This window comes from Gordonia soli NBRC 108243, assembly GCF_000334455.1.
In the GTDB taxonomy this organism is placed as follows: Bacteria; Actinomycetota; Actinomycetes; order Mycobacteriales; family Mycobacteriaceae; genus Gordonia; species Gordonia soli.
On record NZ_BANX01000033.1, the window covers coordinates 90,603 to 117,541 of the forward strand.

The window sequence follows — 26,939 nt, forward strand, 5'->3', positions numbered from 1 at the left end:
GGGTGCACGACCGTGACGGTCCTGCAGCGGCTCAGAGGATCACCAATTCGTGGGGGCGCGTGTTGACCGCCTCCGCTCCGTCATCGGTGACGATCACGATGTCCTCGATCCGGGCGCCCCACTCTCCCGGGAAGTACACGCCGGGTTCGACGCTGAACGCCATCCCCGGTCGGAGCGTGAGCGCGTTACCGCCGACGATGTAGGGCTCCTCGTGCACCGACAGACCGATGCCGTGGCCGGTGCGATGGATGAACTGATCTCCGAGGCCGGCTGCGACGAGTGGGTCCCGCGCGGCGGCGTCGATCGACTCGGCGCTGACCCCCGGTCGCACCGCGGAGACCGAGGCGCGTTGGGCAGCGAGCAGGGCCGCGTAGGCGTCGACGATCCGCGCCGTCGGTTCTCGGAACGCGTAGGTGCGCGTCGAGTCCGAGTTGTAGCCGGGTTCGACGGGTCCACCGATGTCGATGACGACGACGTCGTCCTGCTCGATGACACGATCGGAGAACTCGTGGTGCGGGTCGGCACCGTGCGGGCCCGACCCGACGATGATGAACGCCGCCTCCGTGTGCCCCTCCGCAAGTATCGCTGCCCGGATGTCATCGGCGACCGCACGTTCGGTGCGGCCGGGCCGCAACCATTCACCCATACGCGCGTGCACCCGATCGATCGCCGCGCCGGCTCGGCGCAAGGCCTCGATCTCCGCGTCGTCCTTGATCATCCGCAGTTCGCGCAGGACGTCGGTGGCGAGCCGCGGTGTGGTTCCGATCCGATCGGCGAACGGGACCACGTGCAGGGCGGGCAACGAATCCGACACGGCGACACGAGGTGCCGACGCCAGCTCGACGAGAGCGCGGGTATGGGGATCCTCGCCGTCCACCCAGTCGTCGACCTCGATCTCGAGGTCGGCGATGGCCGAGTCCTGGACCGAGGCCAGTTCGAGGCGGGCGACGACCAACCGTGGCGTCGCCGCGGACCCGGCCGCCGGGATGACCAGGGCGGTGAGCCGCTCGAATGTGTCGGCGCGAGAACCGGTGAGATATCGCAGATCCGGGCCGGGGCCGACGATGAGCGCGTCGAGTCCGACCTGTGCCGTGAGATCGGCCGCACGCGCCACACGATCCCGATAAACCTCCGAGGGGAATCGCGTCGGTGCGCCGGCGACGGTGTCCGCGTGCGAGGAAGACATGAGCGCACCCTACGCCGATCCGCTCGACACCATCTGCTCGGTGATGGTCCAGCGTGCGCGGAAGTGACAGAGTTGGCACATGCCTGGATCGCTGATGCTCCTCGACGGAGCAAGTCTCTGGTTCCGTTCGTTCTTCGCGCTGCCGGAGAAGATGACCGCGCCTGACGGTCGACCGGTGAACGCGGTGCGCGGCTTCGTCGACACCATCGCGAACCTCGTGACCCGCGAACAGCCGACCCGGTTGGTGGTGTGCCTCGACCTGGATTGGCGACCGGCCTTCCGCACCGACCTGATCCCGTCCTACAAGGCACACCGGGTCGCCGAGTCCGCACCGGCCGGTGCCGACTCCCCCGACGTCGAAGAGGTTCCGGACACCTTGACCCCACAGGTCGAGATGATTCTCGACGTCCTTCGCGCTGCGGGGATCGCGACGTCGGGTGCCGAAGGCTGTGAGGCCGACGACGTCATCGGAACGCTCGCACACGAGGAGGCCGTCGACTCCGTCCTCGTCGTCAGTGGCGACCGAGACCTGCTGCAGGTGGTCGCCGACGATCCCGTCGAGGTGCGGGTGCTGTACGTCGGGCGTGGGCTCGCCAAGGCCGAGAAACTGGGCCCGGTCGAGGTCGCCGACAAATACGGGGTCCCGGTCGGGCGGGCGGGTATCGCCTACGCCGAGATGTCGATGCTGCGGGGCGATCCCTCGGACGGACTGCCCGGGGTCCCGGGAATCGGCGAGAAGACCGCCGCCAAGTTGATCACCGAGTACGGCGATCTGGATGCGCTCGAAATCGCGGCCGGTGACCCGTCGTCCACGTTGGCGAAGCGGGCGCGGTCGTCCATCGTCGACTCGTCCGACTACCTGACGGCGGCTCGCACGGTCGTCCTGGTGCGGACGGACGCCGAGACCATCGACAGTTCTGACGACGATCGGTTGCCCAGTGCGCCGGTTGATCCGGAAGCCCTGGCCAATCTGGTCGAGAGCCTGGGTATCGGCGGCTCGGTGGGGCGGCTGGCGAAAGCTCTCGACTGGGAGTTCTCGGCCGACTGACCTGACCCGGGTCGAGCGGTGGCGCTTGCGTACCCGTGGTGACCCGGGCCTGCGGGTCACCACGCACACGATCAGCTCGTCGGTCGCCCGACCTCGTACTTGCCCTCGTCGTCGAGGAATGTGACCGTGACCTTCTGCGGCTGACCGCCGACGGTCACCGAGCACGAGAAGGAATTGCCCTTCTTGACCCGCTGTCCGGACGGGCAGGAGACATTGGTGACCTCGGTGGCCTGGTAGTCGTCGGTGAGGACGCTCTTGACACCGTCCTGGGCAGCGTCCTGCGAGAGGTTCTTCGGGGCCCAACCCGGAAGCCAGAACGCGGTGATCACGACTATCGCGGCGGCGACGATCAGAAGGCCGCCACCCGCGAAGAACAGGGTTCGCAGCCCCTTGTTGGACGAGCCGGTCGACGACATCGCAGCGAACTGATCGTTGGCGTACTGGCCGCCGAAACCCGGCTGCTGACCTGGCTGACCGAACTGTCCCGGCTGCTGGCCGAACTGACCTGGCTGACCGTACTGTCCCGGCTGCTGACCGAATCCGCCAGGTGCCTGCTGGGTCGCCGAGTACTGGCCGGGTTGCCCGTACTGTCCCGGCTGTTGGCCGAACTGACCTGGCTGACCGTATTGTCCTGGCTGCTGACCCGGCTGACCGTACTGTCCGGGCTGCAGATACCCGGGCTGCGGCTGCTGACCGTACTGCGGAGGTTGCTGTCCGTACTGGGGCCCGGCGGCAGACTGGGGCCCGGGGGCAGACTGGGGACCGCCGGCGGGTTGCTGACCGAACTGACCGGGCTGGCCATATGCGTTGTCGTACTGCGGTATGGGGCCGCCCGCGGCGGGTGCCGCCGTGGTGGGCGGGGCTGCCGGCGGCTGTACACCCGGCGCCCGGGACTGCGGGGGCTGGGCGGCAGAGCGCTGCGACACGGTCGTCGAGTCGGGGTTGCCGCTCTGTTCCGGGATGTTCACCACCTCGGTCTTCCCTGCATCGTCACCCGCAGGCGTGGTGGGACGGGTCGGCTCGTTCGGATCGCCCTGCGCCGCAGTCGGATCCTGGGGGTCGGTCATACGTCTCTCCCGCTCTTCCGGGGCCGTCGCCCCCGGTTCGATGACAGTGAGGCCGGAGCGACCCGACTGGTCCGCGTGACCGCGGCGACCGGGAGCCCGACATGCGTGGAGAACGTTACCTCAGCGGCCGGGCACATTCACTGAGCGACCTGCACCGCAACCGTCGACGAGAGCCGGGCACGACCCCCTCGCCGATGTCCGTTGTGCGAGGTTCTCCAGCGGTTGATCAGCCCAGCTCGACTGCGACGACGCCCCGTCGGATGGCGGTGACCGCCGCACGTGCGGTGGCCGCCACCGGCGCATCGTCGTCCGCACCCAGGCGGATCTGCTCGAGGAGATCGATCACCTGTCGATTCCACCGGACGAAGTCGCCGGGCGAGAGCAACTGTCCGCGTTCGCCCGCCGCAGCAAGCGACTCGGCCAGAGACCGCCCGGATGCCCAGAGCGACACCGCAACCGAGAACCCGGTGTCGGGTTCACGCGTCGCCGGGACCTTGTGGCGACGCTCGGTCTCGGTGACCGTTCGCCAGGTCGCGACGGTGTCGGCGAGTGCCGTCCGCAGTGACGCGCTACCGGGCATGACATCGGCACCGGCGAAGCTCTCCCGACGGGACTCGAACACCAGGGCTGCCACCACCGCGGCCAGTTCTGCCGGAGCGAGTCCCTGCCACACACCGGCACGAAGGCACTCGGTGACCACCAGATCACTCTCGGAATAGATTCGGCTGAGTAGATGACCCGTCGGTGTGACCGACATCCTCGGTCCCTCGGGCCCGTCGGGCAGCCGTTCCAGATAGCCGAGTTCGGTGAGCACGCCGACGACGCGGTCGAAGCTGGTGCCCAGGGTCGAGGTCCGGTCGCCGATGACACGCTCGGCCGTGACGATCTCGCGGACCACCCGGTTGCGGCGCTCGGCGAGGCGGAACAGCTCGTCGTCGTTGCCGAGCCCATGCGCGGGATGCGCACGCAGCTCTGATCGCAACGCGGCCAGTTCACGATCGTCGGCCGCCTGGGCGCGCTTCTTTCCGCGCCCCTTGGGGAGCTCGATACCGGTCGACCGCAGAGCCGAGGCCAGATCGCGACGACCCCTACCGGTTCGCCGATCGATGTGTTTGGCCAACCGCATGTGGCCGAGGACCTCGGGTGGGTTCACGAAGTCGCGGACACCGACGCGACCGCACCACGCGTCCTCACCGAGGACCAGTGGCTTGGGGTCCACCGCGTTCGTGGCAGGTTCGAGGACCACGGCCACGCCGCGGTGCCGGTTACCGTGCAATCCGATGACCTGTCCTCGCTTGAGTGCGCCGAGGTCGGCAACGGTGGACTCCTGCGACTCGACCCGACGGTGGAACTTGAGGTCGCGTTCCCGGCGCCGGATGTCCTCGCGCAGTTGCACGTAGCCGAGGAAGCCGTCGTATTGTCCAGGGCCGTGCTTGCGCGTATCGGCGCCGCTGGACGGATTCGTCGCCGACGACCTCAGCTCGCGCGAGTCGCCTCCGGGCCGCTCGCCGTCGGAACCGTCGTCGTCGGAGTCGAGCTCGCCACCGGCGGTCAACCCCCGACGGATCGCCGCATTGGCCAACTCCACATCCAGTTTGCGTAGCGCGCGACGCGCCTCGTCGACCTTGCGTGCCTGACCGACGACCGAACGGTCGGCCTGGAACTGGGCGAACGAACGATCGAGCAGTTCTCGCGATCCCGCCAGCCCGACGCGGCCGATCAGGTTGACCGCCATGTTGTACTCCGGCGCGAACGAACTGCGCAGGGGAAAGGTACGAGCACCGGCGAGACCTGCAACCTGATCGGGTACCAACTCCGGCGTCCACACGACCACGGCATGGCCCTCGACGTCGATGCCCCGCCGACCCGCTCGTCCGGTCAGCTGGGTGAACTCCCCCGGTGTCAGGTCGACGTGCGCTTCGCCGTTGAACTTCACCAGCCGCTCGAGCACCACCGACCGAGCCGGCATGTTGATGCCCAGAGCCAATGTCTCGGTGGCGAAGACGACCTTCACCAATCCGTTGACGAACAGCTCCTCGACCGCGTGCCGAAATGTCGGGAGCAGTCCGGCATGGTGGGCCGCGAGCCCTCGACGCAGGCCGGCGCGCCACGCGTCGACACCGAGGATGTCCTCGTCGGCAGGCGACAGATCGGCGAGGTGACGATCCACCACCACGTCGACTGCCGCGGACTCCTCCGGCGTCAACAGCGACAGTCCGGAGCGCAGGCACTGTGTGAGTGCACCGTCGCACCCCGCCCGCGAGAAGATGAATGCGATGGCCGGCAGCAGTCCGTCGCGATCCAGCCGGGCCACCACATCCGGTCGCGACGGTGGCCGGTTGCCCCGACCACCTCGACGCGCGGGCCCGCCGGAGCGTCCGCGTTGTCCCCGGCCGCGATCGTTGCCGGAGCCGTCGTCGGTGGTGAGAATCCGGTGCCGGATGTAGCGCTTGAGTTCGGGGTTCACCCCGGGACGCCCCGTGCCGCCGGTCGGTGGCTCGAAGAGGTCGAACAGCCGGTTGCCGACCAGCATGTGCTGAGAGAGCGGTACCGGGCGGTGCTCGTCGACGATCACCGCGGTGTCACCGCGAACAGTCTGGATCCAGTCGCCGAACTCCTCGGCATTGCTGACCGTCGCCGACAGGCTGACCACCCGTACCGACGGGGCAAGATGCAGGATGACCTCCTCCCAGACCGCGCCGCGGAAGCGGTCGGCGAGGAAGTGCACCTCGTCCATCACCACATACGAGAGGCCGCGCAGCGCCGGCGATCCGGCGTAGATCATGTTGCGGACGACCTCGGTGGTCATCACCACGACCGGCGCACCGGCGTTGATCGAATTGTCGCCGGTCAGCAGACCCACCGACTCCTCGCCGTGGACGGCCACCAGATCGGCGTACTTCTGGTTGCTCAGCGCCTTGATCGGTGTCGTGTAGAAGCACTTGGTCCCGGTCGCCAGGGCCATGTGGACGGCGAACTCGCCGACGATGGTCTTGCCTGCACCGGTGGGTGCGCACACGAGAACCCCGTGTCCGGCCTCTAGCGCCACACACGCCCGACGCTGGAAATCATCGAGCTGGAATCGCAGTCGGGCACTGAACCGATCCAGTTCGGGAAGGGGGGCGGCTGCGGGGACCGACGCCGACCGGTGTTCGCCGTCCGTGCCGGGCCCGCGATCAGAAGAGGTCATCCCTCACAGAATGTCATCGAATCCGTCGCGGTCGCGGATCGGTGTCCGGGGTGTCGTGGCGACCGGTCCTGGCCGTCCGACGGATGCGGTTTCCGGACGTCGGCTCGTCGACGGCAACGGGCTCGCCTCGTCGTCGTCCAGATCGGACCATTCGGGTGCATTCCGCGCACGACGACGGTCGTTGAACCGCGCGAACTGGATGGCGAACTCGAGCAAGACGGTCAGCGCGCCGGCCAGCGCCAACATGGTGAACGGGTCCGAACCGGGGGTCACCACCGCGGCGAACACGAACATCGCGAACACCATGCCTCGGCGCCATCGCTTCAGTCGTTCGTAGCTGAGCACGCCGACCAGATTCAGCGCGATGATGATCAGCGGCAGCTCGAAACTGACGCCGAAGATGATCAGCAGATGCAGCATGAAGCTGAAGTACTGGTCGCCGGCCAGGGCGGTGACCTGGACGTCGTTGCCGACCGTCAACAGGAAGTGGAAGGCCTTCGCCATGACCAGGTAGGCGAGCACGGTACCGGTCACGAACAACAGCGCTGCCGAACTGACGAAGCCGACCGCGTACTTTCGTTCCTTGGACAGCAGCCCCGGGGTGATGAACTGCCACAACTGGTACAGCCATACGGGGCAGGCGAGCACGACGCCTGCGGTCAGGGCCACTTTGAGGCGGAGCATGAACTGGTCGAACGGGCCCGTCGCGAGCAGACGACACGACTCGTCGGCGGTCAGGTTGGCCCGTGACTCGGGCGGCAGGTCGCAGTACGGACCGCGCAACAGTTCACCGAGCGAGGTCAGGCCGAAGCCGTGGGTGTACCAGATGAAGCCGAACACGGTCGTCAGGGCGACCGCCAGCAGCGAGATGACCAGGCGGGTACGCAGTTCGAAGAGATGATCGACCAACGACATCGTGCCGTCGGGGTTGATCTTGCGTTTGCGGTACCTCGGGTCGAACGGGATCCGCACCAGATGACTCCGGCGAACCCCTACGCGGAGCGCTTCACGTCGTCACCGGAACGCCGCGGCGTCTCCGGGGCGGACTCACCCGCCGGCAACTCGCGCCGAGCATCGGAGGTCTCGGAAGCATCCTTGGGGGCGTCGGAGTCCTTGCCCTCGTTCTGCATCTCCTTGACCTCGCTCTTGAAGATGCGCAACGAGCGGCCGAGGCCACGGGCCGCGTCGGGGAGCTTCTTCGACCCGAACAGGACGAGGAATACCAGCACAACGATGATGATGTGCCAAGGCTGCAGGGCACCCATGTTCTCTTACCTCCAGGTCGCGTCGTCTCTCATGCTACCCGAGTGTCCGACTCGCGACGCCGGACACCGGATGCGGATCTCCCAGAGCTGTGATCAGCGGTATCGGGCCCGCGCGGCCGCAGCGGTGTCGGTGACCGCGCCGACGATCTCGGGTTCGCCCACCAGACGGATCCGCCCACCGAAACCGAGCAGGAACCGTGCCAGCCACTCCGGTGATCCGTAGACCAGGCGGCCCCGCAGCGGCAGGCTCGGATCCGATCGGTCCCCGACCGGTTCGAGCGGGTCGATGAGGTAGTAGTCCAGGACCCACAGCTCCGACGCGTCGATCTCGATCTCCGCGGTCGGGAGTCCCGCGTCCTCGGACAGGATCGCCGACTGCGATGACGCCACCGCATCTCCGGGCGGTGTGGCGGGCTCGTCGAGCACGGTCGCAGCATCCACCCGGTCGAAGCGGAAGAGCCGCACACCGTCGCTGGAGCGGCACCACGCCTCGAGGTACGTGTTGTGATCGACCACCTGCAGTCGGATCGGGTCGACCACGCGCTCGCTGACGCTGTCTCGCGTCGCCGAGTAATACCGGATCGACAGAGCCCGACGTGATCGCACGGCTTCGCGGATGGCACCGACTATCGGCGACTCCTCGACGGAGTCACCATCGCCGTCCGGTCCGGTCACCGACGGGACGGTCGATCCGACAGCCCGTTCGATCTTTGCGATCGCACGGCGGGCCGCGTCCCGGTCGACGGTGCCACGCGCGTCGACGAGCGCGCGCAACGCGACCAGCAGCGTGCTGGCCTCCGTGGTGGTGAGGCGGAGCGGACGGTTGATACCGGCGGTGAACCGGACGTCGACGACCCCCTCGCTGAACTCGATGTCGATGAGATCGCTCGGGTAGTAACCGGGTAGACCGCAGACGAAGAGTTGCTCGAGATCCTTGGTGAGCTGCCGCGGCGTGACGCCGAGGTCACGAGCGGCCTGATCGATCGAGATTCCTTGCCGTGCCAAGAAGTACGGCACGAGTGCGAGCAGTCGGCTGAGGCGGGACGGTTGAGCTGTGGTGGCCATCAGACACCCGCTCCGACGAGTGCGTCGAGTGCTGCGACCACCGACGCCCGGAGTTCCGGCGGCGCCAGGACCACGGCGTCGGCACCGACCCCGAGGACGAGTCGGGCCAGCGTCGAGAGCGAACGGATCTCGATGGTCAACTCGTCACCGGGTTCGCCGTCGAGATCGGAGGGCGCGCTGGAGGCGGCGATCCGTCGCAGACCGGCAGCGCGATCACGCGCCACCCAGATCCGTGCGGTCCGGCCGTCGGCTCCGGCCGCCGAGTCGACCGCGGCGGCCACGATCCGCTGCAGGTCGGTCCCGGCCGGGATCGACACCACACCGGCGGAACCGGTCGTGGAGAGCGCCGAGATGCGGGACAAGCGGAACGTGCGGGTCGCCTCGCGGTCGAGGTCGTGTCCGACCACATACCAGCGGCCACGATAGGTGACCACTCCCCACGGCTCGAAACGGCGCGGCACCGGCGACGATGCCGATCCCGGGCGATAGTCGAAACGGACCGCATAGCCCTGACCGATGGCGTTCAACAGGGCGGCGAGCACGGTCTCCGACCCCATCGAACGAGATGATCCGGCCGCCGAGATACCGATCTCGTCCTCGGCGCGGACATCGAACCCGGCCGCCCGCAGCTTGAGCACCGCGGTCTGGGAGATCGCCGACACCTCGGGGGTGTCCCAGAGGGCCGCCGCCATGGCGATGGCGGCCGCCTCGTCGCGATCGAGACTGATGTCGGGCAGCTCGTAGCTGTCACGGTTGATGCGATATCCGTCCGCGCCGCCACTCATCGGCGACCGGCCGGTCACCAGCGGGATGCCCAGATCCCGCAACTCGGTCTTGTCCCGCTCGAACATCCTGTTGAAGGCCTCGTCGGACTGACCGTCGTCGTTGTACCCCGCGACGTTCTTGCGGATGTACTCGGCCGTGACGTACTGACGGGTGGACAGCAGACAGATCACCAGGTTGAGCAGGCGCTCCACTTTCGAGGTAGCCACCTGAGTCAGCTTAGAGGTCACATGGACGCGATGAGGCGATCGACTCGCTCGTCGACAGAGCGGAACGGGTCCTTGCACAGGACCGTTCGTTGAGCCTGGTCGTTGAGCTTGAGGTGGACCCAGTCGACGGTGAAGTCGCGGCCGGCCTTCTGCGCGGCCGAGATGAAGTCACCGCGAAGCTTCGCCCGCGTGGTCTGCGGCGGCTCGTTGACCGCCGTCGCGATGGCCTCGTCGGTGGTCGCCCGTGCGACCAGCCCCTTGCGGGTGAGGACGTCGAAGACACCGCGGCCACGCTTGATGTCATGAAACGCCAGGTCGAGCTGGGCGATCTTCGGGTCGGACAGATCCATCGAGTACCGATCCTGGTAGCGCTGGAACAACTTGCGCTTGATCACCCAGTCGACCTCGGTGTCGACACCGGAGAAATCGTCGGACTCCACGGCGTCCAGCATCCGACCCCACAGATCCACGACCTTCGACATCTCCGGGTCGGGACGTCGGTTGGCCATGTGCTCGACGGCGCGGGCGTAGTACTCGCGCTGGATGTCGAGAGCGCTGGCCTGCCGTCCACCGGCCAATCGCACGGGACGACGGCCGGTGGGATCGTGACTGACCTCGCGGATCGCACGGATCGGGTTGTCCAGCGCGAAGTCGCGGAACGGCACCCCCGCCTCGATCATCTCGAGTACCAATGCCGCCGACCCCACCTTGAGCAGGGTCGTCATCTCGGCCATGTTCGAGTCGCCGACGATCACGTGCAGCCTGCGGTACTTCTCGGCATCGGCGTGCGGCTCGTCGCGGGTGTTGATGATCGGCCGCGAGCGCGTCGTCGCCGAGGACACACCCTCCCAGATGTGCTCGGCACGCTGCGACAGGCAGAAGGTCGCCGCCTTGGGCGTCTGCAGCACCTTGCCTGCGCCACAGATCAGCTGCCGGGTGACCAGGAAGGGCAGCAGGACGTCGGAGATGCGTGAGAACTCGCCGGCACGGACCACTAGGTAGTTCTCGTGGCAGCCGTAGGAGTTGCCCGCCGAGTCGGTGTTGTTCTTGAACAGGTAGATGTCGCCGCCGATACCCTCGTCGGCGAGTCGCTGCTCGGCATCGATGAGCAGGTCCTCGAGGACGAGCTCGCCCGCGCGGTCGTGGTTGATCAGTTGGATCAGGCTGTCGCACTCGGCAGTCGCGTACTCGGGGTGGGAGCCGACGTCGAGATACAGCCGGGCGCCGTTCTGGAGGAACACATTGGACGACCGCCCCCACGAGACCACCCGGCGGAACAGATACCGGGCGACCTCGTCAGGACTCAGTCGCCGATGACCATGGAAGGTGCATGTGACACCGAACTCTGTCTCGATGCCCATGATTCGACGCTGCACGGCTTCAACCCTACTCGTGAACTGCTGCGCGGATGTGATGACGCGACGGCGCGATCGCGGTGGTCAGGACTCGCTTCCGTCCGTGTCGGCAGAGGCATCGTCCACCGATTCGGCCGCCGCGACCGTCGGCAACAGGCCTTCGACGGTCACCGCGGAGAAGCGCCGGAACGCACGACGCGGCCGGTTGTGATCGAGGATGGCGACCTCGAGGTCACCCGCCTGCAGCACCCGCGGTTCGGGGGTTGGCTGCGCCGTGGCCGATGTCGACGAGCCGTTTCCGGCAGCCTCGGGTGGCGTCTGCAATGCCGTGACGGCCAGCCGGACCGCGGCCTCCAGATCCAGATCAGGCGCGTAGTTCTCACGCAGCGCCGCCGCGATCGACTCGGTCGCGCCGCCCATCACCAGGAACCGCGTCTCGTCGGAGATCGAACCGTCGTAGCTGATCCGGTACAGCTGAGACGGTTTCGGCTTGCCCGGCTTGGAGACCTCGGCAACGCACAGCTCGACCTCGTAGGGCTTGGGCTGCTCGGTGAAGACCGCGCCCAGCGAGTTCGCGTACGCGTTGGCCAGCGACAACCCCGAGACGTCGGCACGGTCGTAGCTGTAGCCGCGCATGTCGGCGAGCTGGATGCCTGCCTTGCGCAGGCTCTCGAACTCGTTGTACTTGCCGACCGCCGCGAAGCCGATCCGGTCGTAGATCTCGCTGACCTTGCGGAGCGTGTTGGAGGGGTTCTCGGCCACGAACAGCACCCCGTCGGCATAGGTCAGGGCCACGACGCTGCGGCCACGTGCGATGCCCTTACGCGCCAACTCCGAGCGATCACGCATGATCTGCTCGGCACTGGCGTAATACGGGAAGGTCACAGCGCTCCCCTTTCGTGTTCCGCGGCCCGACGTTCGATCACCGCGCGCGCGGCCTCCTCGATGGCGGCCTGACCCACCTCGTGAGCGCCGTCGGGTCCGACGGTCACCGCGGTCGGGTAGATCGCCCGGACGATGTCCGGGCCACCGGTCGCCGAATCGTCGTCGGCCGCGTCGTAGAGCGATTCCACCGCGATCGCGAGAGCAGATGCCGCATCCAGGTCTGCTCGGTACAGCTTCTTCAAGGACGACTTGGCGAACACCGAACCGGAGCCGATCGAGGTGTACCCGCCGAACTCCTCGTGCCGATCGCCCGCGACGTCGAAGGAGAAGATCCGGCCACGTTCGGTCGGGTCGTCGTGGTCGCTGTCGAAGCCGACCAGCAGCGGGATGGCCGCCAGCCCCTGCAGTGCCGCACCGAGATTGCCGCGCACCATGGACGCCAGGCGACTCACCTTGCCGTCGAGCGTCAGCGAGACGCCCTCGATCTTCTCGTAGTGCTCCAATTCCACCGCGAACAACCGGACCATCTCCAACGCGATCCCGGCGGTGCCGGCGATACCGGCGGCCGAGTACTCGTCGGTGATGTGCACCTTCTGCACGTCCCGGTTGGCGATGAGGTTGCCCGCCGTCGCACGTCGGTCGCCCGCGAGGATCACCCCGCCGGGGTACGACACGGCGACGATCGTCGTCCCGTGTGGGATGTCGCCGGTGTCCACTCCGCTCGCGAAGCCGGTCAACCGGTCAGCCCGACTCTGCGGCAACTGATCCGGCGCGTGGACGCGCAGGAACTCGCTGAACGACGAGATGTCGGCGCCGTAGGACGGCGAGTGGCGATGCGAAGGGGTCGGGGGCAGGGAGTCGAATCCGCCGCTCACTGGCCACCCTTCTGCACGTATGCGCGCACGAAGTCCTCGGCGTTCTCCTCGAGCACGTCGTCGATCTCGTCCAGCAGGTCGTCGGTGTCCTCGGCAAGCTTCTCGCGTCGTTCCTGACCGGCACCGCCATCCGAACCGATGTCACCATCGTCGTCGCCGCCACCGCGCTTGGTCTGTTCCTGCGCCATCTGCTGCCTCCTTGACCGATCCGCCCGAACGGGACATCAGTGTCCGCGTCGAGAATTCGAAATCGCGTAGTGACACCCTACCGGCGAGCAGGCCCCGGCGTGGTGAAGCCCGACGGGGTGAGGCGCGCCGCCTCACCGGCACCGGCAGGCCGGTCAGGTGGTGAGCTGCTCGACGAGTTCGGCGGCGGAGTCGACGGAGTCGAGCAGCTCGCCGACGTGGGCCCGACTACCGCGCAACGGCTCGAGGGTCGGGATGCGCACGAGTGAGTCGCCGCCCAGGTCGAAGATCACCGAATCCCAGCTCGCCGCCGCGACATCGGCCCCGAACCGTCGCAGGCACTCACCACGGAAGTAGGCGCGGGTGTTGTCCGGCGGCGTCGTGATCGCCGCGGTCACGTCGTTCTCGTCGACCAGGCGTCGCATCGAACCCCGCGCGACGAGGCGGTTGTACAGCCCTTTGTCCAACCGGACGTCGGAGTACTGGAGGTCGATCAGGTGCAGGCGCGGCGCCGACCACCCCAATCCCTCACGCTGGCGGAAACCCTCCAGCAGACGGAGCTTGGCCGGCCAGTCGAGGATGTCGGCACACTCGAGCGGGTCGCGCTCGAGCTTGTCGAGTACGTCGGCCCAAGTGGCCAGTACGTGTGCTGCACGCTCGTCGTCGGAGTGTTCGGCGTCGTGGAACTTCTGGCAGCGGGCGAGGTATTCACGCTGCAGGGCCAGTCCGGTCAGTTCCCGACCGCTGGTCAGGGCCACGGTCGCGGTCAGTCCGGGGTCGTGGCTGATGGTGTGCACCGCCTGGACCGGACGCGCCAACTCGAGGTCGGAGAGGTCGACGCCCGCCTCGATGAGGTCCAGGACCAGCGCCGTGGTGCCGACCTTGAGATAGGTCGACGTCTCGGCGAGGTTCGCGTCGCCGATGATCACGTGCAGCCGGCGGTACCGCTCGGGATCGGCGTGTGGCTCGTCGCGGGTGTTGATGATGCCGCGCTTGAGGGTGGTCTCGAGTCCGACCTCGACCTCGATGTAGTCCGACCGCTGCGACAGCTGGTATCCGGCATCGTCACCGGACTGTCCGATGCCGACACGGCCCGATCCGGTGATCACCTGACGCGAAGCGAAGAACGGGGTGAGGCCCGCGATGATGGCGGTGAACGGGGTGTCGCGGTTCATCAGGTAGTTCTCGTGTGTGCCGTACGAGGCACCCTTGCCGTCGATGTTGTTCTTGTACAACTGCAGCTTCGGTGCGCCAGGGACGCTTGCGACGTGCCGGGCGGCCGCTTCCATGACCCGCTCTCCGGCCTTGTCCCAGATCACGGCGTCGAGTGGATCGGTGACCTCGGGTGCCGAGTACTCCGGATGCGCGTGGTCGACGTAGAGGCGGGCACCGTTGGTGAGGATCATGTTGGCGGCACCGATCTCGTCGGCGTCGATGATCGGCGCCGGGCCCGATCCACGACCGAGGTCGAATCCGCGCGCGTCCCGCAGCGGCGATTCGACCTCGTAATCCCACCGGGTGCGCTTGGCCCGTGGAATGCCGGCGGCGGCCGCGTAGGCGAGGACTGCCTGGGTCGAGGTCATGATCGGGTTCGCGGTCGGGTCGCCGGGAGCGGAGATGCCGTACTCGACCTCGGTGCCGATGATTCGCTGCATGCTACGAGGGTAGATGCAGCCGGGCCGGAAGCGGTCCGCCGGGTGAACTGCCGTGCAGGGATCGCGCGACGGCCTCGGCATGGGTAGCGTTCGGCGCGTGAAAGCGTTCCGCCGGTTCACCGTTCGCGTCCCCCTGCCCGACTCCCTCGCCGCCCTCGACGCCCTCGCCCACAATCTGCGGTGGGCCTGGCACGCGCCGACCCAGGACCTGTTCGCCCGGGTGGATCCCGAGCGCTGGGCACGCGACCCGGATCCGCTGCACCTGCTGGCCGAAGTCGACGGCGCCCGATGGGCCGAACTGGCCGCTGACCAGGGTTTCCGCGATGAACTCGCCGAGGTCCGAGCCGACCTAGAGAAGTACCTGACCCAGCCGAGGTGGTTCGATCGGTTCGCCGATGGTCGTCCGACGACTCCGCGCATCGCGTACTTCTCGATGGAGTTCGGCATCTCCGAGGTGCTAGCCATCTACTCCGGCGGTCTCGGCATCCTCGCCGGCGACCACCTGAAGGCCGCGTCGGATCTAGGTGTCCCGTTGATCGGCGTCGGACTGTTCTACCGGTCGGGGTACTTCCGGCAGAGCCTCACCGCCGACGGGTGGCAGGTGGAGCGCTACCCGGTCAACAACGCCACCGCACTCCCCCTGACCCGCCTCACCGACGGTGACGAGCCCGTCGTGATCACCATCCCGATGCCGGACGATCGCGACCTGCGGGCCCACGTGTGGGTGGCCACGGTGGGCCGGATCCCCTTGCTGCTCCTGGACTCCGATCTCCCCGTCAACGACGAGCAACTGCGGTCGGTCACCGACCGTCTCTACGGCGGTGACCAGGACAAGCGGATCAAGCAGGAGTTGCTCCTGGGCGTCGGCGGCGTGCGCGCGATCCGAGAGTTCACCCGCATCCGGGCGCTGCCGGACCCGACCGTGTTCCACATGAACGAGGGCCATGCCGGCTTCCTCGGTGTGGAGCGCATCCGAGAGCTCGTCGACGGGCCCGCCGGCCTCGACATCGGCTCCGCGGAGGCCGTGGTCCGGGCGTCCACCGTCTTCACCACCCACACCCCGGTTCCGGCCGGTATCGACCGCTTCCCCCTCGACCTCGTCCGAGATCATCTGCGCATCGACTCCCACGGGAGTTCTGCAGTGCTGCCCGGTGTGGACCCATCGATCGTCCTGGCCCTGGGCGATGAGCCGGACCCGGCGGTGTTCAACATGGCGCACATGGGTTTTCGGCTCGCCCAGCGCAGCAACGGCGTCTCGCGGTTGCACGGCGAGGTCAGCCGGGAGATGTTCACCGACCTCTGGCCGGGTTTCGACGCGCCCGAGGTGCCGATCGGTTCCGTGACCAACGGCGTGCACGCACCGACCTGGACGGCGCGAGCGTGGCTGGACCGTCTCGGTGACCCATCCGACGGCGACTCACCCAACGGCGACTCACCCAACGGCGACCCATCCGACACCGCCACCCGGACCGCCGACCGGGCCGACACCGAGTCCGGGCCGTCGACGGGCGCAGCGGGATTGTCGGCCGGCGAGATCCGTCGTATCCGTACCGAGTTGCGCGGCGCCCTGGTGACCGAGGTCCGGCGCCGGACCCGACGCAGCGGACTGGATCGTGGGTTCACCGACGCCGAGCTCACGTGGACCGCCGAGGTCTTCCATCCGGATGTGCTCACCATCGGGTTCGCCCGTCGGGCAGCGACCTACAAGCGACTGACCCTGATGTTGCGCGATCAGGACCGCCTGCGCCGGCTGCTGACCGACGCCGACCGGCCCATCCAGTTGGTGATCGCCGGCAAGGCCCACCCGGCCGACGACGGCGGCAAGTCGTTGATCCAGCAGATGGTGCGATTCGCCGACGATCCGGCCATCCGGCACCGGATCGTCTTCCTTCCCGACTACGACATCTCCATGGCACGGGCCATCTACGCCGGATGCGATGTGTGGCTGAACAATCCGGTGCGTCCGCTGGAGGCGTGCGGCACGTCGGGGATGAAGTCCGCACTCAACGGCGGACTGAACCTCAGCATTCTCGACGGCTGGTGGGACGAGATGGCCGACGGCGACAACGGTTGGGCCATACCGTCGGCCGAGGGCGCGGACGAGCATCGACGCGACGACCTCGAGGCCGAGGCGCTCTACACGCTGCTGGAACGGACGGTCATCCCCGGCTTCTACGATCCGGTCGGCGCAGCGGGTGCGAACACCGCCGACCACTGGGCCGACATGGTGCGGCACACGCTCGACCATCTGGGACCGCAGGTGTCCGCGTCCCGGATGGTGCGCGACTACACGGCAGCGCTGTACACGCCGGCGGCGGAGTCGGCCGCGGCGATCACCGCAGACTCCTACGCCGCGGCGCGCGACCTCGCCCGATATCGCACCGCCGCGACGACCGCCTGGTCTGCGGTCGCGATCGCGGGCGTGGACGACTCCATGGGTGGTGCCGGTGACGGCGACTCCTCCGCAGCCGATGCCGCGAGTCCCGGTGTCATGGGGGCCGGCGTCCGGCTGACGGCGCACGTCGCGCTGGCCGGCCTCGCCCCGTCGCGGGTGAAGGTGCAGGCACTCATCGGTCCGGTGGACGACGAGGGAAGTCTCGTCGAACCGACGATCGTCGAGATGGCGCCCCTGCCGGAGGGCGACCCGTCGGGACGGACGCTGTTCGATACCGAGGTCACTCCGGATCGGTCCGGTCGACTCGGGTACACCGCGAGGGTGCTGCCACGGCACCCGCAGCTCACCGACGACGCCGAGCTCGGCCTGGTCCGCTATCCGTCGGGGAGCGCCGACGACGCCGACGGATAATCCCGTCGCGGGCGGCAACCGACAATCGGCGGGGTGCGGTCACCGGTCCGACAGCAGGTGCCGTCGGGGAGTCGATCCGAGTTCACCAGAGAATGCAGCAACATAGGCCGATGGCGTCGAATACCCACTTGCAACGGCGGCTTCGGTCACCGAACGCGTCGCCACGAGGGCATCGATGGACGTCAGGATTCGGGCGCGTCGACGCCAGGCCCCGGCACCCAGTCCGGTCTCGGTGAGCACCGCACGTTCCAGCGTCCGGACCGAGACCGCCAGGGCGCGGGCGATCTCGGTCACCGGAGCGGCCGGGTTCTCGGCCACGGCAGCGGCGAAGGCGACACCGATCGCCGAAGTCAGCAGCGGCAGTCCGAGACTCGCATCGCGGGCTTCCACGATCTGGTCGACGACAAGCGTGGTCAAGGCCTCCGACACGGCGTCACCGTGATGCAGGGGCGCTCGGGCGACGATGTGGTCGCGAAGTTCACGACCGAAGGACGACAACGCGATCACACGGACCCCGTTGTCGAGTGTGGGTGGGGTCGCGACCGTGCGGTGGAAGTAGAGCACGCGCACGGACACCGACCGCGTGTTCTCGATGACGACGTCGCTGTCCGCGGGGATCCATGCGGCCCGGTCCGCCGGAACCGTCCAACCCTCGGCCGGCCCCCGAACCGTGATCACACCGGCTGTCGCGGAGAGGAGTTGGGACCACCCCGGTTCGATGGCGATGTGCGCTCGCCCCGGCGGGTGCGTGACGGCATACGCCCGGACGAGCGGCTCGCCGGGTATGTCGTATCTGCGACATAAATTGTCAGAATACAGATTGCGTGCCACTCGAGGTCGGGAACAACATGGACCCATGACGACAAATCACAATCACCTGATGCATTTCGCCATCAACGCCGCAGATGTGGCGGCGAGCAAGACGTTCTACCAGTCCGTTTTCGACTGGGAGTTCTCTGCCTGGGGACCGCCCGGCTTCTACAAGATCGACACCGGCGGACCGGTGAACGGAGCACTGCAGCAGTCACGCCCGCTCGCCGGGCGAGTCGTCGACGGAACGGAGGCGACGTTCTCGGTCTCCGACGTGGACGCGGTCGCGGAAAGTGCGCTCCGAGCGGGCGGCCAGATCGTGCTGCCACGGCACACGATTGCCGGGGTCGGACACCTGATCTTCTTCACGGATCCGAGCGGTAACACGATCGGGGCGATGCAACAGGATCCCCACGCAGGCTGAGGCGCTCTACGAACTCGTACATCGTGCCGACTCGGGGCCATACCGCCCCGGCGAGCGTCAGCGACGACGCAGCCGCAACCGCGAATAGGTGACCCCCGCCAAGATCATCGCCATGAGGACGAGCACCCCGAAGGCCAGGCCCAGGTTCTCCGGTTCCGGCGCCCACAGAGTCGCGTCGCGGGTCTGCGGTGCCAACGGCGCGATGCGGTTGAGATCGACCGCGGCCGCCGACGCCGTGTAGCCCCAGTAGGACGGGAAGATCCAGGAGAGTTGTTCGAGGCCCGGGGTGGAGAGGCGGAAGAGGCCGCCGCAGAACACCAATTGTGAGATCACGATGATCACCAGCGGCGGCATGGTCTGCTCGTTCGACTTGACCACCGACGAGATCGCCAGCCCGACCAGCGCACTCACGCATGCGAGCACGGCGACCGCGATGAACAGCTCCACGGGCGCCGGGAGCAGCACGCCCTGCTCCGGCAGGCCTCGCCCGGCAAAAGTGATCGCGACCATCACCGCGGTCTGGATGACCGCGGCGACGAAGTAGACGACGACCTTCGCCCAGAGATACGCCCCGGGTCGCAACCCGACCGCCCGTTCACGTTCGTAGATGTCGCGCTCGCCGACCAGATCTCGGACGGTGAGGGCCGCCCCCATGAAGGTCGCCCCGACCACGAGGATCACCAGGATCTGCAGCGCTTCGCCGGCACTCTCCTGGACCGTGTTGACCCCGAATCCGGCCGAACCCGGGATGACCAGCGTGAGCAGGCCCAGGACGATCGGCATCAGGATCAAGAAGACCAGGTAGCCGACATCGGCGAAGATCAGCCGGACCTGTCGGCGCGCGATGGTGCTGCACTGCCGCAGGCCGCTGGTCTGCGAGACGGTCGGTGACGGTCCGGCCGGCGGGATCGCGGGTGGCGGCGCACCGGTGTGTCGGTGCCGACTCAGGTACGCGGCGTGAGCTGCGTCGGGCTGGTCTGCGACGTAGGCGAAGATCTCCGCCCAGTCGGTGGTGCCCATCTCGGCGCCGACCGTTGCCGGTGGTCCGCAGTAGGCGGTCTTGCCCCCGGGGGCCAGCAACAGGACCTGATCGCACATCGAGAGATAGGTCAGTGAGTGCGTGACCACCAGGACGACCCGACCGGCGTCGGCGAGACGCCGCAGAGTGGCCATCACCTGGCGATCGAGCGCGGGATCGAGACCCGACGTCGGCTCGTCCAGGATCAGCAGTGACGGACCGGTCAGCAACTCCATCGCGACCGACGCGCGCTTCTGTTGACCGCCCGACAACTTGTCGACCCGGGTGTCGAGGTGCTCGAGCAGCTGCAGTTCCTCCAGGACCCCGGCGATCACCGAGTCGCGGTCGTCTCGGCTGAGGTCCGGCGGCAGACGGAGCTCGGCGGCATAGCGAAGTGCCTGGCGCAGGGTCAGCTTGTGATGCAACACATCTCGCTGCGGCACCATACCGATGCGGGTGCGGAGGGCGTCGTACTCCGCGTGCACGTTGCGGCCCTCGAATGTGACCTGCCCGCTCGATGGTGTGTTCAGGCCGGCCACGATCTTCGACACCGTCGACTTGCCCGCACCCGATGGTCCGATGACCGCGGTCAGCGTGCCCGGCCGGGCACTGAACTCGACGTCGTCGAGCAACCGTTTGCCGCCGTCGACGACCAGACCGACCGCATGGACGTGGACGCCGTCGGCGACTGCAGCCTGGGCCTGCCCACGCATCAGGAGGCCACCGGAGACCACGAAATCGCTGTTACCGATGGTCACGACGTCGTTCTCGGTGAGGAGCTGTCCCGAGATACGCCGACCGTTGACGAAGGTGCCGTTGACGCTGCCCAGGTCCTCGATCAACAGACCGTCCGGACGCGCCGACACCCGGGCGTGATGACGGGAGGCGAGGACGTCGCTGACGACGATGTCGTTGTCGGGCGTGCGGCCGATGGTCTGCGCACCCGACAACGCGATCCCCTCGCGACCGGCTCCCGGTGGGGCACCCGCGAACTGGATGACCGACGACACGTTCTGCTGTAACGCCTGGAGATGGGGGGCGTTGCGCAGTTCCCTCGGCACCTGCGCGAGAACCGGTGCCGGCTGGTGCGGGCCCGGTGGGACCACCGCGCCGGGCGGAACCGGTGGCATGGGGCGAGACGACGGAGCTCTGTACGGTGTCTGCACCGGACCGGGTGCGGGCCAGGGCGGGACGCCACCGGAGGGTGGATGAGCCACGAACGGGGTCGGGTGAGCGTGCCCCTGTGCGAGCGGCCCACCGAGGTGATGCTGATCGGCGGCGAATCCGACGACCGGACCGGTCGCCGCGTCGCCGAGGCGGACCTCGATCGCGTCGGTCAGCGGGAGTTCGTGCAGGCGTTGCCCGCCCACGAAGAAGCCGTTGGTGCTACCGACATCTGCCAGCACCCACCCGCTCCCCCGCCACTCGATGGCGAGATGGCGCCGAGACACCAACGGATGGTTGACGACGATGTCGTTCTCGGGTGTCCGCCCGATGGTGACGCGGGGCGTCGCACCGAGTTGGTGGGTCGCGCCGTCCACGGTCACCCGCCAGGGGGCGGTCGCAGGCCTGTTCATCAGGGATGACTCTAATGCCTCGGCGACCGTCCCCGGGTGGTGTGTCGGCTGGTCGGACTACAGGTACTGCCCCGTGTTGGTCTCGGTGTCGATCGCACGGCTCGCGCCCGAACTCTTACCCGTGACCAGTGTGCGGATGTAGACGATCCGCTCACCCTTCTTGCCCGAGATCCGGGCCCAGTCATCGGGATTGGTGGTGTTGGGCAGGTCCTCGTTCTCCGCGAACTCGTCGAGGATCGAATCGAAGAGATGCTGCACCCGTAGTCCGGGCTGGTCCGTGTCCAGTTGCGACTTGATCGCGTACTTCTTGGCGCGGTCGACGACGTTCTGGATCATCGCGCCCGAGTTGAAGTCCTTGAAGTACATAATCTCCTTGTCGCCGTTGGCGTAGGTGACCTCCAGGAACCGGTTCTCGTCGCTCTCGGCGTACATCCGCTCGACGACCTTCTCGATCATCGCCTTGATGCAGGCCGTGCGGTCGCCGCCGAACTCGTTGAGATCGTCCGCATGCACGGGCAGTTGCTCCACGAGGTACTTGGAGAAGATGTCGATCGCGGACTCTGCATCGGGCCGCTCGATCTTGATCTTCACGTCGAGACGACCAGGCCGCAGGATGGCCGGGTCGATCATGTCCTCGCGGTTGGATGCACCGATCACGATGACGTTCTCGAGTCCCTCGACACCGTCGATCTCGCTCAACAGCTGCGGGACGACCGTCGTCTCGACATCGGAGGACACACCCGAGCCGCGGGTCCGGAAGATCGAGTCCATCTCGTCGAAGAACACGATCACCGGGGTGCCCTCGGACGCCTTCTCGCGTGCACGCTGGAAGATGAGCCGGATGTGCCGCTCCGTCTCACCGACGAACTTGTTGAGCAGCTCCGGGCCCTTGATGTTCAGGAAGTAGGACTTGGCCTCCTTCGCATCGTCGCCGCGCGAGGTGGCGATCTTCTTGGCCAGCGAGTTCGCGACCGCCTTCGCGATCAGCGTCTTGCCGCAACCGGGAGGCCCGTAGAGCAGGACACCCTTGGGCGGACGTAGCGAGTAGTCCCGGAACAAGTCCTTGTGCAGGAACGGCAACTCGACCGCGTCGCGAATCTGCTCGATCTGCCTGCCCAGACCACCGATGTCCTCGTACCCGACGTCCGGGACCTCCTCGAGGACCAGGTCCTCGACCTCGGCCTTGGGCACCCGCTCGAAGGCGAAACCGGCCTTGGTGTCGATGAGCAGGGAGTCCCCCGGGCGCAGCGAACGCTTCTTGCCGTCCTCCCCTTCGACCTCGCCGACCAACGGCTCGGCCAACCAGACCACGCGCTCCTCGTCGGCGTGGCCGACCACGAGTGCGCGGCGGCCGTCGCCGAGGACCTCGCGCAAGGTGCTGATCTCGCCGACCGAGTCGTACTCGCCGGCCTCGACGATGGTCAGAGCCTCGTTGAGGCGCAGCGTCTGCCCCTTGCGCAGGGCATCCACGTCGATGTTCGGCGAGCACGTCAGGCGCATCTTGCGTCCCGAGGTGAACACGTCGACCGTGCTGTCGGGGTAGATCTCGAGCAGGACGCCGTACCCGCTCGGCGGCTGGCCGAGACGGTCGACCTCCTCCCGGAGTGCCACCAACTGCTGGCGGGCCTCTTTCAGGGTCTCGAGCAGCTTGGCGTTGCGGGCGGTCAGGTTGTCGACGCGTTCCTGCAGGTCCGTCGGCTCCGAGGTCGCTCGGCCGAAGGACGGACGGTCGGCCTGCGGCCGGGCACGGGGCGCGGAGTACGCGGGCGTGAACGTGTCGTCCGGACCATTGCTCGCCCCGGGACGATCTCGGCGGTCACCGTTGGGTTCGGGCGACTGGCCACCTGCGATGTCATCGCGTTCGGATTCGGTCATTGCTGACTCCTCTCCCCGGCGGACACCTACCAGGTGTCTGCACTGTGTCTCCACGCTACCGGGGCGACGCCGAAATCGCCCCGCACCGCGCTGCACTCGGTGTTGTGGGCGTGTTAAATCGACGTCTTCGCAACGTATTCGCGATGTTCGATCGTCGACGGCGTACTGTGGTCAGCCCTTGGTGGGCCGACGCTGCGGGCGCAGGGTCGTGGTCCCGTCCGCGAGTCGACGCGCGGTGACCAGAAACGCCGTGTGGCCTCGCATGTTGTGTTCGGGCCGAACCGCCAACCCCACCGCGCTCCACTCCCTGACCAGGGATTCCCATGCACGCGGCTCGGTCCAGCACTCCTGCGCACGGAGTGCCTCCACGATCCGGGACAACTGGGTGACGGTTGCCACGTACACCACCAGCACTCCCCCTGGTTGCAACGTCGCCGAGACCACGTCCAGGGGCTCCCAGGGCGCCAACATATCGAGGACGATGCGATCGAACTGCTGGGCCGGGTCGTGCGTGGCCAGGTCGCCGATCACGATGTCCCAGTTGTCGGGACGCCCGCCGAAGAAGGTCTCCACATTCCGCACAGCGTGCTCGGCGTGATCGTCGCGGACCTCATACGAGACCACCGACCCTTCCGGACCGACCGCACGGAGCAGCGAACAGGTCAGCGCGCCGGAGCCGGCACCGGCCTCGAGCACCCGGGCACCCGGGAAGATGTCGCCCTCGACCACGATCTGCGCGGCGTCCTTGGGGTAGATGACCTGGGCGCCGCGCGGCATCGAGAGCACGTAGTCGACGAGGAGGGGCCGGAGCGCGAGGTACTGGGTGCCGCTGGTCGCCGACACCAGGCCACCCTCGGGGGCACCGATCAGGTCGTCGTGGGCGATCGCGCCACGGTGGGTGTGGAACTGCTTGCCCTCTTCCAGCAGGACGGTGAACTTCCGTCCCTTGGCGTCGGTCAGTTGAACCCGGTCGCCGACGGCGAAGGGACCCGTGGTCGGCATCGAACTCCTGCTCGTTTCTCGGTGGTACGCACCGGACCGTCTGTCGGCGACACCCTGTCGCGGTCGGCTGCTGCACCCGGCCGTCGGGACGGTGGTGCGGAGCGACGCACGCGGACGTGTCGATCGCACGCGGTGTCGGTGTCGGGTCCTAGGGTGCCAGGTGTGAGCACGACGATCGACGCCGGGGCAGACTCCCGTGGCCTGGTCCGACGCCCGCTGGCGCTGTCGCCGTCGCGGGCCGCGGACTTCAAGCAGTGCCCCCTGCTCTACCGCTATCGCGCCATCGATCGTTTCCCGGAGACACCGACCACCGCACAGACCCGCGGCACCGTCGTGCACGCCGCGTTGGAGAACCTGTTCGACCTGCCTGCGCAGTTGCGGACGCGGGAGTCTGCCGATCTCCTCGTCGAGGGCGCGTGGGCCGCGCTGTGTGAGGCCGATCCGCAGCTCCTCGAGGTGATCGGCGAGGACCGCACCGATGCGTTCCTCGCCGACGCCCACAAGCTCATCGCGACGTACTACACGATGGAGAACCCGACCGCGTTCGACGCCGAGGCCAGGGAACTGCACGTCGAGATCGACACCGACGACGTCCTGATGCGCGGCTTCATCGACCGTGTCGACGTCGCACCGACCGGGGAGATCCGTGTGGTCGACTACAAGACCGGGCGGGCACCCGGTGAGGCCTTCGAGTCCAAGGCCCTGTTCCAGATGAAGTTCTACGCGCTGGCCATCCTCCGAACCCGCGGCGTGGTCCCGCGGAGGCTGCAGCTGATGTATCTGTCCGATGGCCAACAGCTCGTCTACGAGCCCGATCGAGACGAACTGGAACGCTTCGCCCGCACCCTCAAGGCGATCTGGACCGCGATCCGTGCCGCAGTCGCCTCGGGTGACTTCCGGCCCAAGCGGTCGCGCCTCTGCTCCTGGTGCGAGCACAAGGACCGCTGCCCGGAGTTCGGCGGAACCGTTCCTCCGTATCCAGGGCCACCCGATACCGCCCACACCGCCTGACAGGTCAGTCGGACTCCCCCGAGCCACCGGATCCCGACGAGTTCGCGGACTCGGACGACCCGCGGTCGCCGGCGGTCGGCCCGGACGTCCCCGGATCCGACGCCCTGCCGTTCGCTCCGGTCGCGCTCGACGATGTGTCCGTGCCATCGCCGCTCGACGCCCCCGCCGATTCGCCACCGGTCCCCGGGTCGTTGCCACCACCGTCGGTGGAACCGGGTGACGCCGAGTGGCCGCCGGCGGCTCCTGATTCGGCTGACGGCACCTCCGGGGTGTCCGTCGTCGGCGCGGCACCGCCGTCACCACCGTCGGGTCCGGTCGACTCGGATCCGTCGGTCGACTCGGATCCGTCGTGGGCCGGCTCCGACGCGTCCCCCTCGCCGACCGGAGGCGTCGTCGACTCTGGCGCGGACGATTCCGGCGTGACCGCGTCCGGACCGGCCGTGGGAGGTCCGCCGGAGGCCGGCGCCGGCGAGGTCGACGGGTCCGCAGTCGGTCGCACGGCATCGGTCGCGGTCGGCGTCGGTCCGGTCGACCGCCCCGTGGGTGGCGTCGAGGTCACGCCGACCGCGGCGTTGTCGACACCCGGCATCCGGAGCGGATAGAAGTCGTCGTTGATCCGGTCGAGTCTGGCCAACTCCGCTTCGCTCTGGACCACCCCGAGCGTCCTGTGCGCCATCATCGACAGCAGGGTCAACGGGTGATGCTCGGGCTGGTAGACCACGTAGGTCGTGTTGCCATCCCGGCTGTACAGAGTTGTCGGTGGACGTGTGTAGTCGATCAGGTTGCCGTAGTTCTCCGGGCCGAGACCGGTGTGGATCGCGACGAACCCGGCCGCGTCGACCAGCAGCGAGGTGAGCGGCCGGTCCCAGGCCCACTGGAAGTTGGCGACCGGATCACCGACCACGATCACCGACGTCACCGGCAGCGTCGGCCCGGTGGCCGCGGGATCCCGAGCTCCGTTCGATCGCGCGCCGAGCCGGTCGAACAACGTCCCCACCGGAGGGCGGTCGGCCGCCCACGCCTTCAGGCCCCACGGACCGCGCGGATCCGAGATCAACAGGATCATCGAGTTCACGATGTCGATCTCTCCGTCGGCGACTGCTGCCTCGGCTGCATCGCCCAACGAGTCGGCGCCTTGCGAGAACCCGGTGTAGACGATCCCCGGCGCCCCCGCCTGTTGGTGTGCGAACGCCCGCATCACCGCACGGTTACGCGCGATGGCGATCGCCTTCGACCTGTCGTACGTGGGAGCGAAGATCGGCAGGATGGCACCCGATCTGCCGCCGATGAGGGGACCGAGGGATTCAGGGTAGTCGATGATGAGGGTCTCGCGGCCGAAGCGAATCCCCTTGATACGCGGATAGAGTGAGCCGTCCGACGTCCCCGGGGTGACCACCACGACGGTGTCGTCGGACGCGTGCGGGAACGTCGTCGACAACCAGTCGGGTCCCAGGCCGTCGTCCGGCTCTGCCGCGCGGAACGCCCCCTGCGCGTTCAGTTCGGCAATCGTCGCGATCGTCTCGGGTGACAGCACCGGGGCCGCGGTGACCGTCATCGCCGATGCGTCGGTGGTTGCAACCGAGCCGAGCAGCAGACTGCATCCCAGCGCGGCGGAGACCAGGACGGGTCGGAATCCGTGCACGTCGA

At 67.9% G+C, this 26,939-nt stretch carries 21 protein-coding genes; 4 read left to right on the forward strand and 17 right to left on the reverse strand.

The features are described 5' to 3' along the window. Positions 1 to 31: 31 nt before the first annotated feature. Positions 32 to 1,186 (reverse strand): M24 family metallopeptidase, encoded by a 1,155-nt coding sequence (locus GS4_RS20455; RefSeq protein ID WP_007624172.1) that lies wholly within the window; start codon positions 1,184 to 1,186, stop codon positions 32 to 34. A 79-nt stretch (positions 1,187 to 1,265) separates the two neighbouring features. Between GS4_RS20455 and GS4_RS20460 the strand changes: the two genes are divergently transcribed. Further along, a complete protein-coding gene (locus tag GS4_RS20460; RefSeq protein ID WP_007624173.1) occupies positions 1,266 to 2,234 on the forward strand; it encodes a 5'-3' exonuclease in 969 nt (322 codons plus the stop codon). A 71-nt stretch (positions 2,235 to 2,305) separates the two neighbouring features. On the opposite strand, the gene GS4_RS20465 is transcribed toward GS4_RS20460, so the two are convergent. The 11 genes from GS4_RS20465 to dop all read right to left on the reverse strand — a co-directional run bounded on the left by GS4_RS20465 (position 2,306) and on the right by dop (position 14,769). Then, positions 2,306 to 3,301 (reverse strand): DUF4333 domain-containing protein, encoded by a 996-nt coding sequence (locus GS4_RS20465; protein WP_007624174.1) that lies wholly within the window; start codon positions 3,299 to 3,301, stop codon positions 2,306 to 2,308. 226 nt (positions 3,302 to 3,527) lie between these two features. Then, positions 3,528 to 6,491, reverse strand: a complete 2,964-nt coding sequence (locus GS4_RS20470) for a DEAD/DEAH box helicase (protein ID WP_007624176.1) — start codon at positions 6,489 to 6,491, stop codon at positions 3,528 to 3,530. Positions 6,492 to 6,494: 3 nt separating this feature from the next. Next, positions 6,495 to 7,463, reverse strand: coding sequence for a twin-arginine translocase subunit TatC (gene tatC, locus GS4_RS20475; RefSeq protein WP_007624178.1), 969 nt, complete (start codon positions 7,461 to 7,463; stop codon positions 6,495 to 6,497). A 20-nt stretch (positions 7,464 to 7,483) separates the two neighbouring features. Further along, the gene (gene tatA, locus GS4_RS20480) at positions 7,484 to 7,756 is read right to left on the reverse strand and encodes a Sec-independent protein translocase subunit TatA (RefSeq protein WP_007624180.1); all 273 of its coding nucleotides are present in this window, start codon (positions 7,754 to 7,756) and stop codon (positions 7,484 to 7,486) included. Positions 7,757 to 7,849: 93 nt separating this feature from the next. After that, complete coding sequence (locus GS4_RS20485) at positions 7,850 to 8,821, reverse strand: helix-turn-helix transcriptional regulator (RefSeq protein WP_007624182.1); 972 nt, start codon at positions 8,819 to 8,821, stop codon at positions 7,850 to 7,852. Continuing rightward, positions 8,821 to 9,813 carry a helix-turn-helix transcriptional regulator gene (locus GS4_RS20490; protein ID WP_040511280.1) on the reverse strand — a complete coding sequence of 331 codons (993 nt, stop codon included), beginning with the start codon at positions 9,811 to 9,813 and terminating at the stop codon, positions 8,821 to 8,823. Before GS4_RS20490 ends, GS4_RS20485 begins: the two co-directional genes overlap by 1 nt. Positions 9,814 to 9,830: 17 nt before the next feature. Beyond that, complete coding sequence (gene pafA / locus GS4_RS20495; protein ID WP_007624186.1) at positions 9,831 to 11,189, reverse strand: Pup--protein ligase; 1,359 nt, start codon at positions 11,187 to 11,189, stop codon at positions 9,831 to 9,833. A 63-nt stretch (positions 11,190 to 11,252) separates the two neighbouring features. Then, on the reverse strand, positions 11,253 to 12,053 hold the full coding sequence (prcA, locus tag GS4_RS20500) for a proteasome subunit alpha (RefSeq protein ID WP_007624188.1): 801 nt from the start codon (positions 12,051 to 12,053) through the stop codon (positions 11,253 to 11,255). Continuing rightward, a complete protein-coding gene (gene prcB / locus GS4_RS20505) occupies positions 12,050 to 12,928 on the reverse strand; it encodes a proteasome subunit beta (RefSeq protein WP_007624190.1) in 879 nt (292 codons plus the stop codon). The genes prcA and prcB overlap by 4 nt, the downstream gene beginning before the upstream one ends. Continuing rightward, the gene (locus GS4_RS20510) at positions 12,925 to 13,116 is read right to left on the reverse strand and encodes a ubiquitin-like protein Pup (RefSeq protein WP_007624191.1); all 192 of its coding nucleotides are present in this window, start codon (positions 13,114 to 13,116) and stop codon (positions 12,925 to 12,927) included. Before GS4_RS20510 ends, prcB begins: the two co-directional genes overlap by 4 nt. A 153-nt stretch (positions 13,117 to 13,269) precedes the next feature. Continuing rightward, complete coding sequence (dop, locus tag GS4_RS20515; RefSeq protein WP_007624192.1) at positions 13,270 to 14,769, reverse strand: depupylase/deamidase Dop; 1,500 nt, start codon at positions 14,767 to 14,769, stop codon at positions 13,270 to 13,272. Positions 14,770 to 14,866: 97 nt separating this feature from the next. Here dop and glgP point away from each other — a divergent pair, with 97 nt between their 5' ends. Continuing rightward, on the forward strand, positions 14,867 to 17,575 hold the full coding sequence (gene glgP / locus GS4_RS20520) for an alpha-glucan family phosphorylase (RefSeq protein ID WP_040511229.1): 2,709 nt from the start codon (positions 14,867 to 14,869) through the stop codon (positions 17,573 to 17,575). Between the two features lie 39 nt (positions 17,576 to 17,614). Here glgP and GS4_RS20525 read toward each other — a convergent pair whose 3' ends face one another. Continuing rightward, positions 17,615 to 18,253: an AraC family transcriptional regulator gene (locus GS4_RS20525; protein WP_007624194.1), complete on the reverse strand. Its 639-nt coding sequence runs from the start codon at positions 18,251 to 18,253 to the stop codon at positions 17,615 to 17,617. A 178-nt stretch (positions 18,254 to 18,431) separates the two neighbouring features. On the opposite strand from GS4_RS20525, the gene GS4_RS20530 reads away from it, so the two are divergent. Then, the gene (locus GS4_RS20530; RefSeq protein ID WP_007624195.1) at positions 18,432 to 18,809 is read left to right on the forward strand and encodes a VOC family protein; all 378 of its coding nucleotides are present in this window, start codon (positions 18,432 to 18,434) and stop codon (positions 18,807 to 18,809) included. Positions 18,810 to 18,866: 57 nt separating this feature from the next. On the opposite strand, the gene GS4_RS20535 is transcribed toward GS4_RS20530, so the two are convergent. The 3 genes from GS4_RS20535 to GS4_RS20545 all read right to left on the reverse strand — a co-directional run bounded on the left by GS4_RS20535 (position 18,867) and on the right by GS4_RS20545 (position 24,281). Next, positions 18,867 to 21,404: an FHA domain-containing protein gene (locus tag GS4_RS20535; RefSeq protein WP_007624196.1), complete on the reverse strand. Its 2,538-nt coding sequence runs from the start codon at positions 21,402 to 21,404 to the stop codon at positions 18,867 to 18,869. Positions 21,405 to 21,461: 57 nt separating this feature from the next. Then, positions 21,462 to 23,279 carry a proteasome ATPase gene (gene arc, locus GS4_RS20540; protein WP_007624198.1) on the reverse strand — a complete coding sequence of 606 codons (1,818 nt, stop codon included), beginning with the start codon at positions 23,277 to 23,279 and terminating at the stop codon, positions 21,462 to 21,464. A gap of 171 nt (positions 23,280 to 23,450) precedes the next feature. After that, on the reverse strand, positions 23,451 to 24,281 hold the full coding sequence (locus tag GS4_RS20545) for a tRNA (adenine-N1)-methyltransferase (RefSeq protein WP_007624199.1): 831 nt from the start codon (positions 24,279 to 24,281) through the stop codon (positions 23,451 to 23,453). Positions 24,282 to 24,443: 162 nt separating this feature from the next. On the opposite strand from GS4_RS20545, the gene GS4_RS20550 reads away from it, so the two are divergent. After that, entirely contained in the window at positions 24,444 to 25,292 is an 849-nt protein-coding gene (locus GS4_RS20550; protein ID WP_007624201.1) for a RecB family exonuclease, read from the forward strand. A 4-nt stretch (positions 25,293 to 25,296) separates the two neighbouring features. Here the strand turns inward: GS4_RS20550 and GS4_RS20555 are convergent, their stop codons facing one another. Beyond that, a complete protein-coding gene (locus GS4_RS20555) occupies positions 25,297 to 26,934 on the reverse strand; it encodes a PE-PPE domain-containing protein (RefSeq protein ID WP_007624203.1) in 1,638 nt (545 codons plus the stop codon). Positions 26,935 to 26,939: the final 5 nt, after the last annotated feature.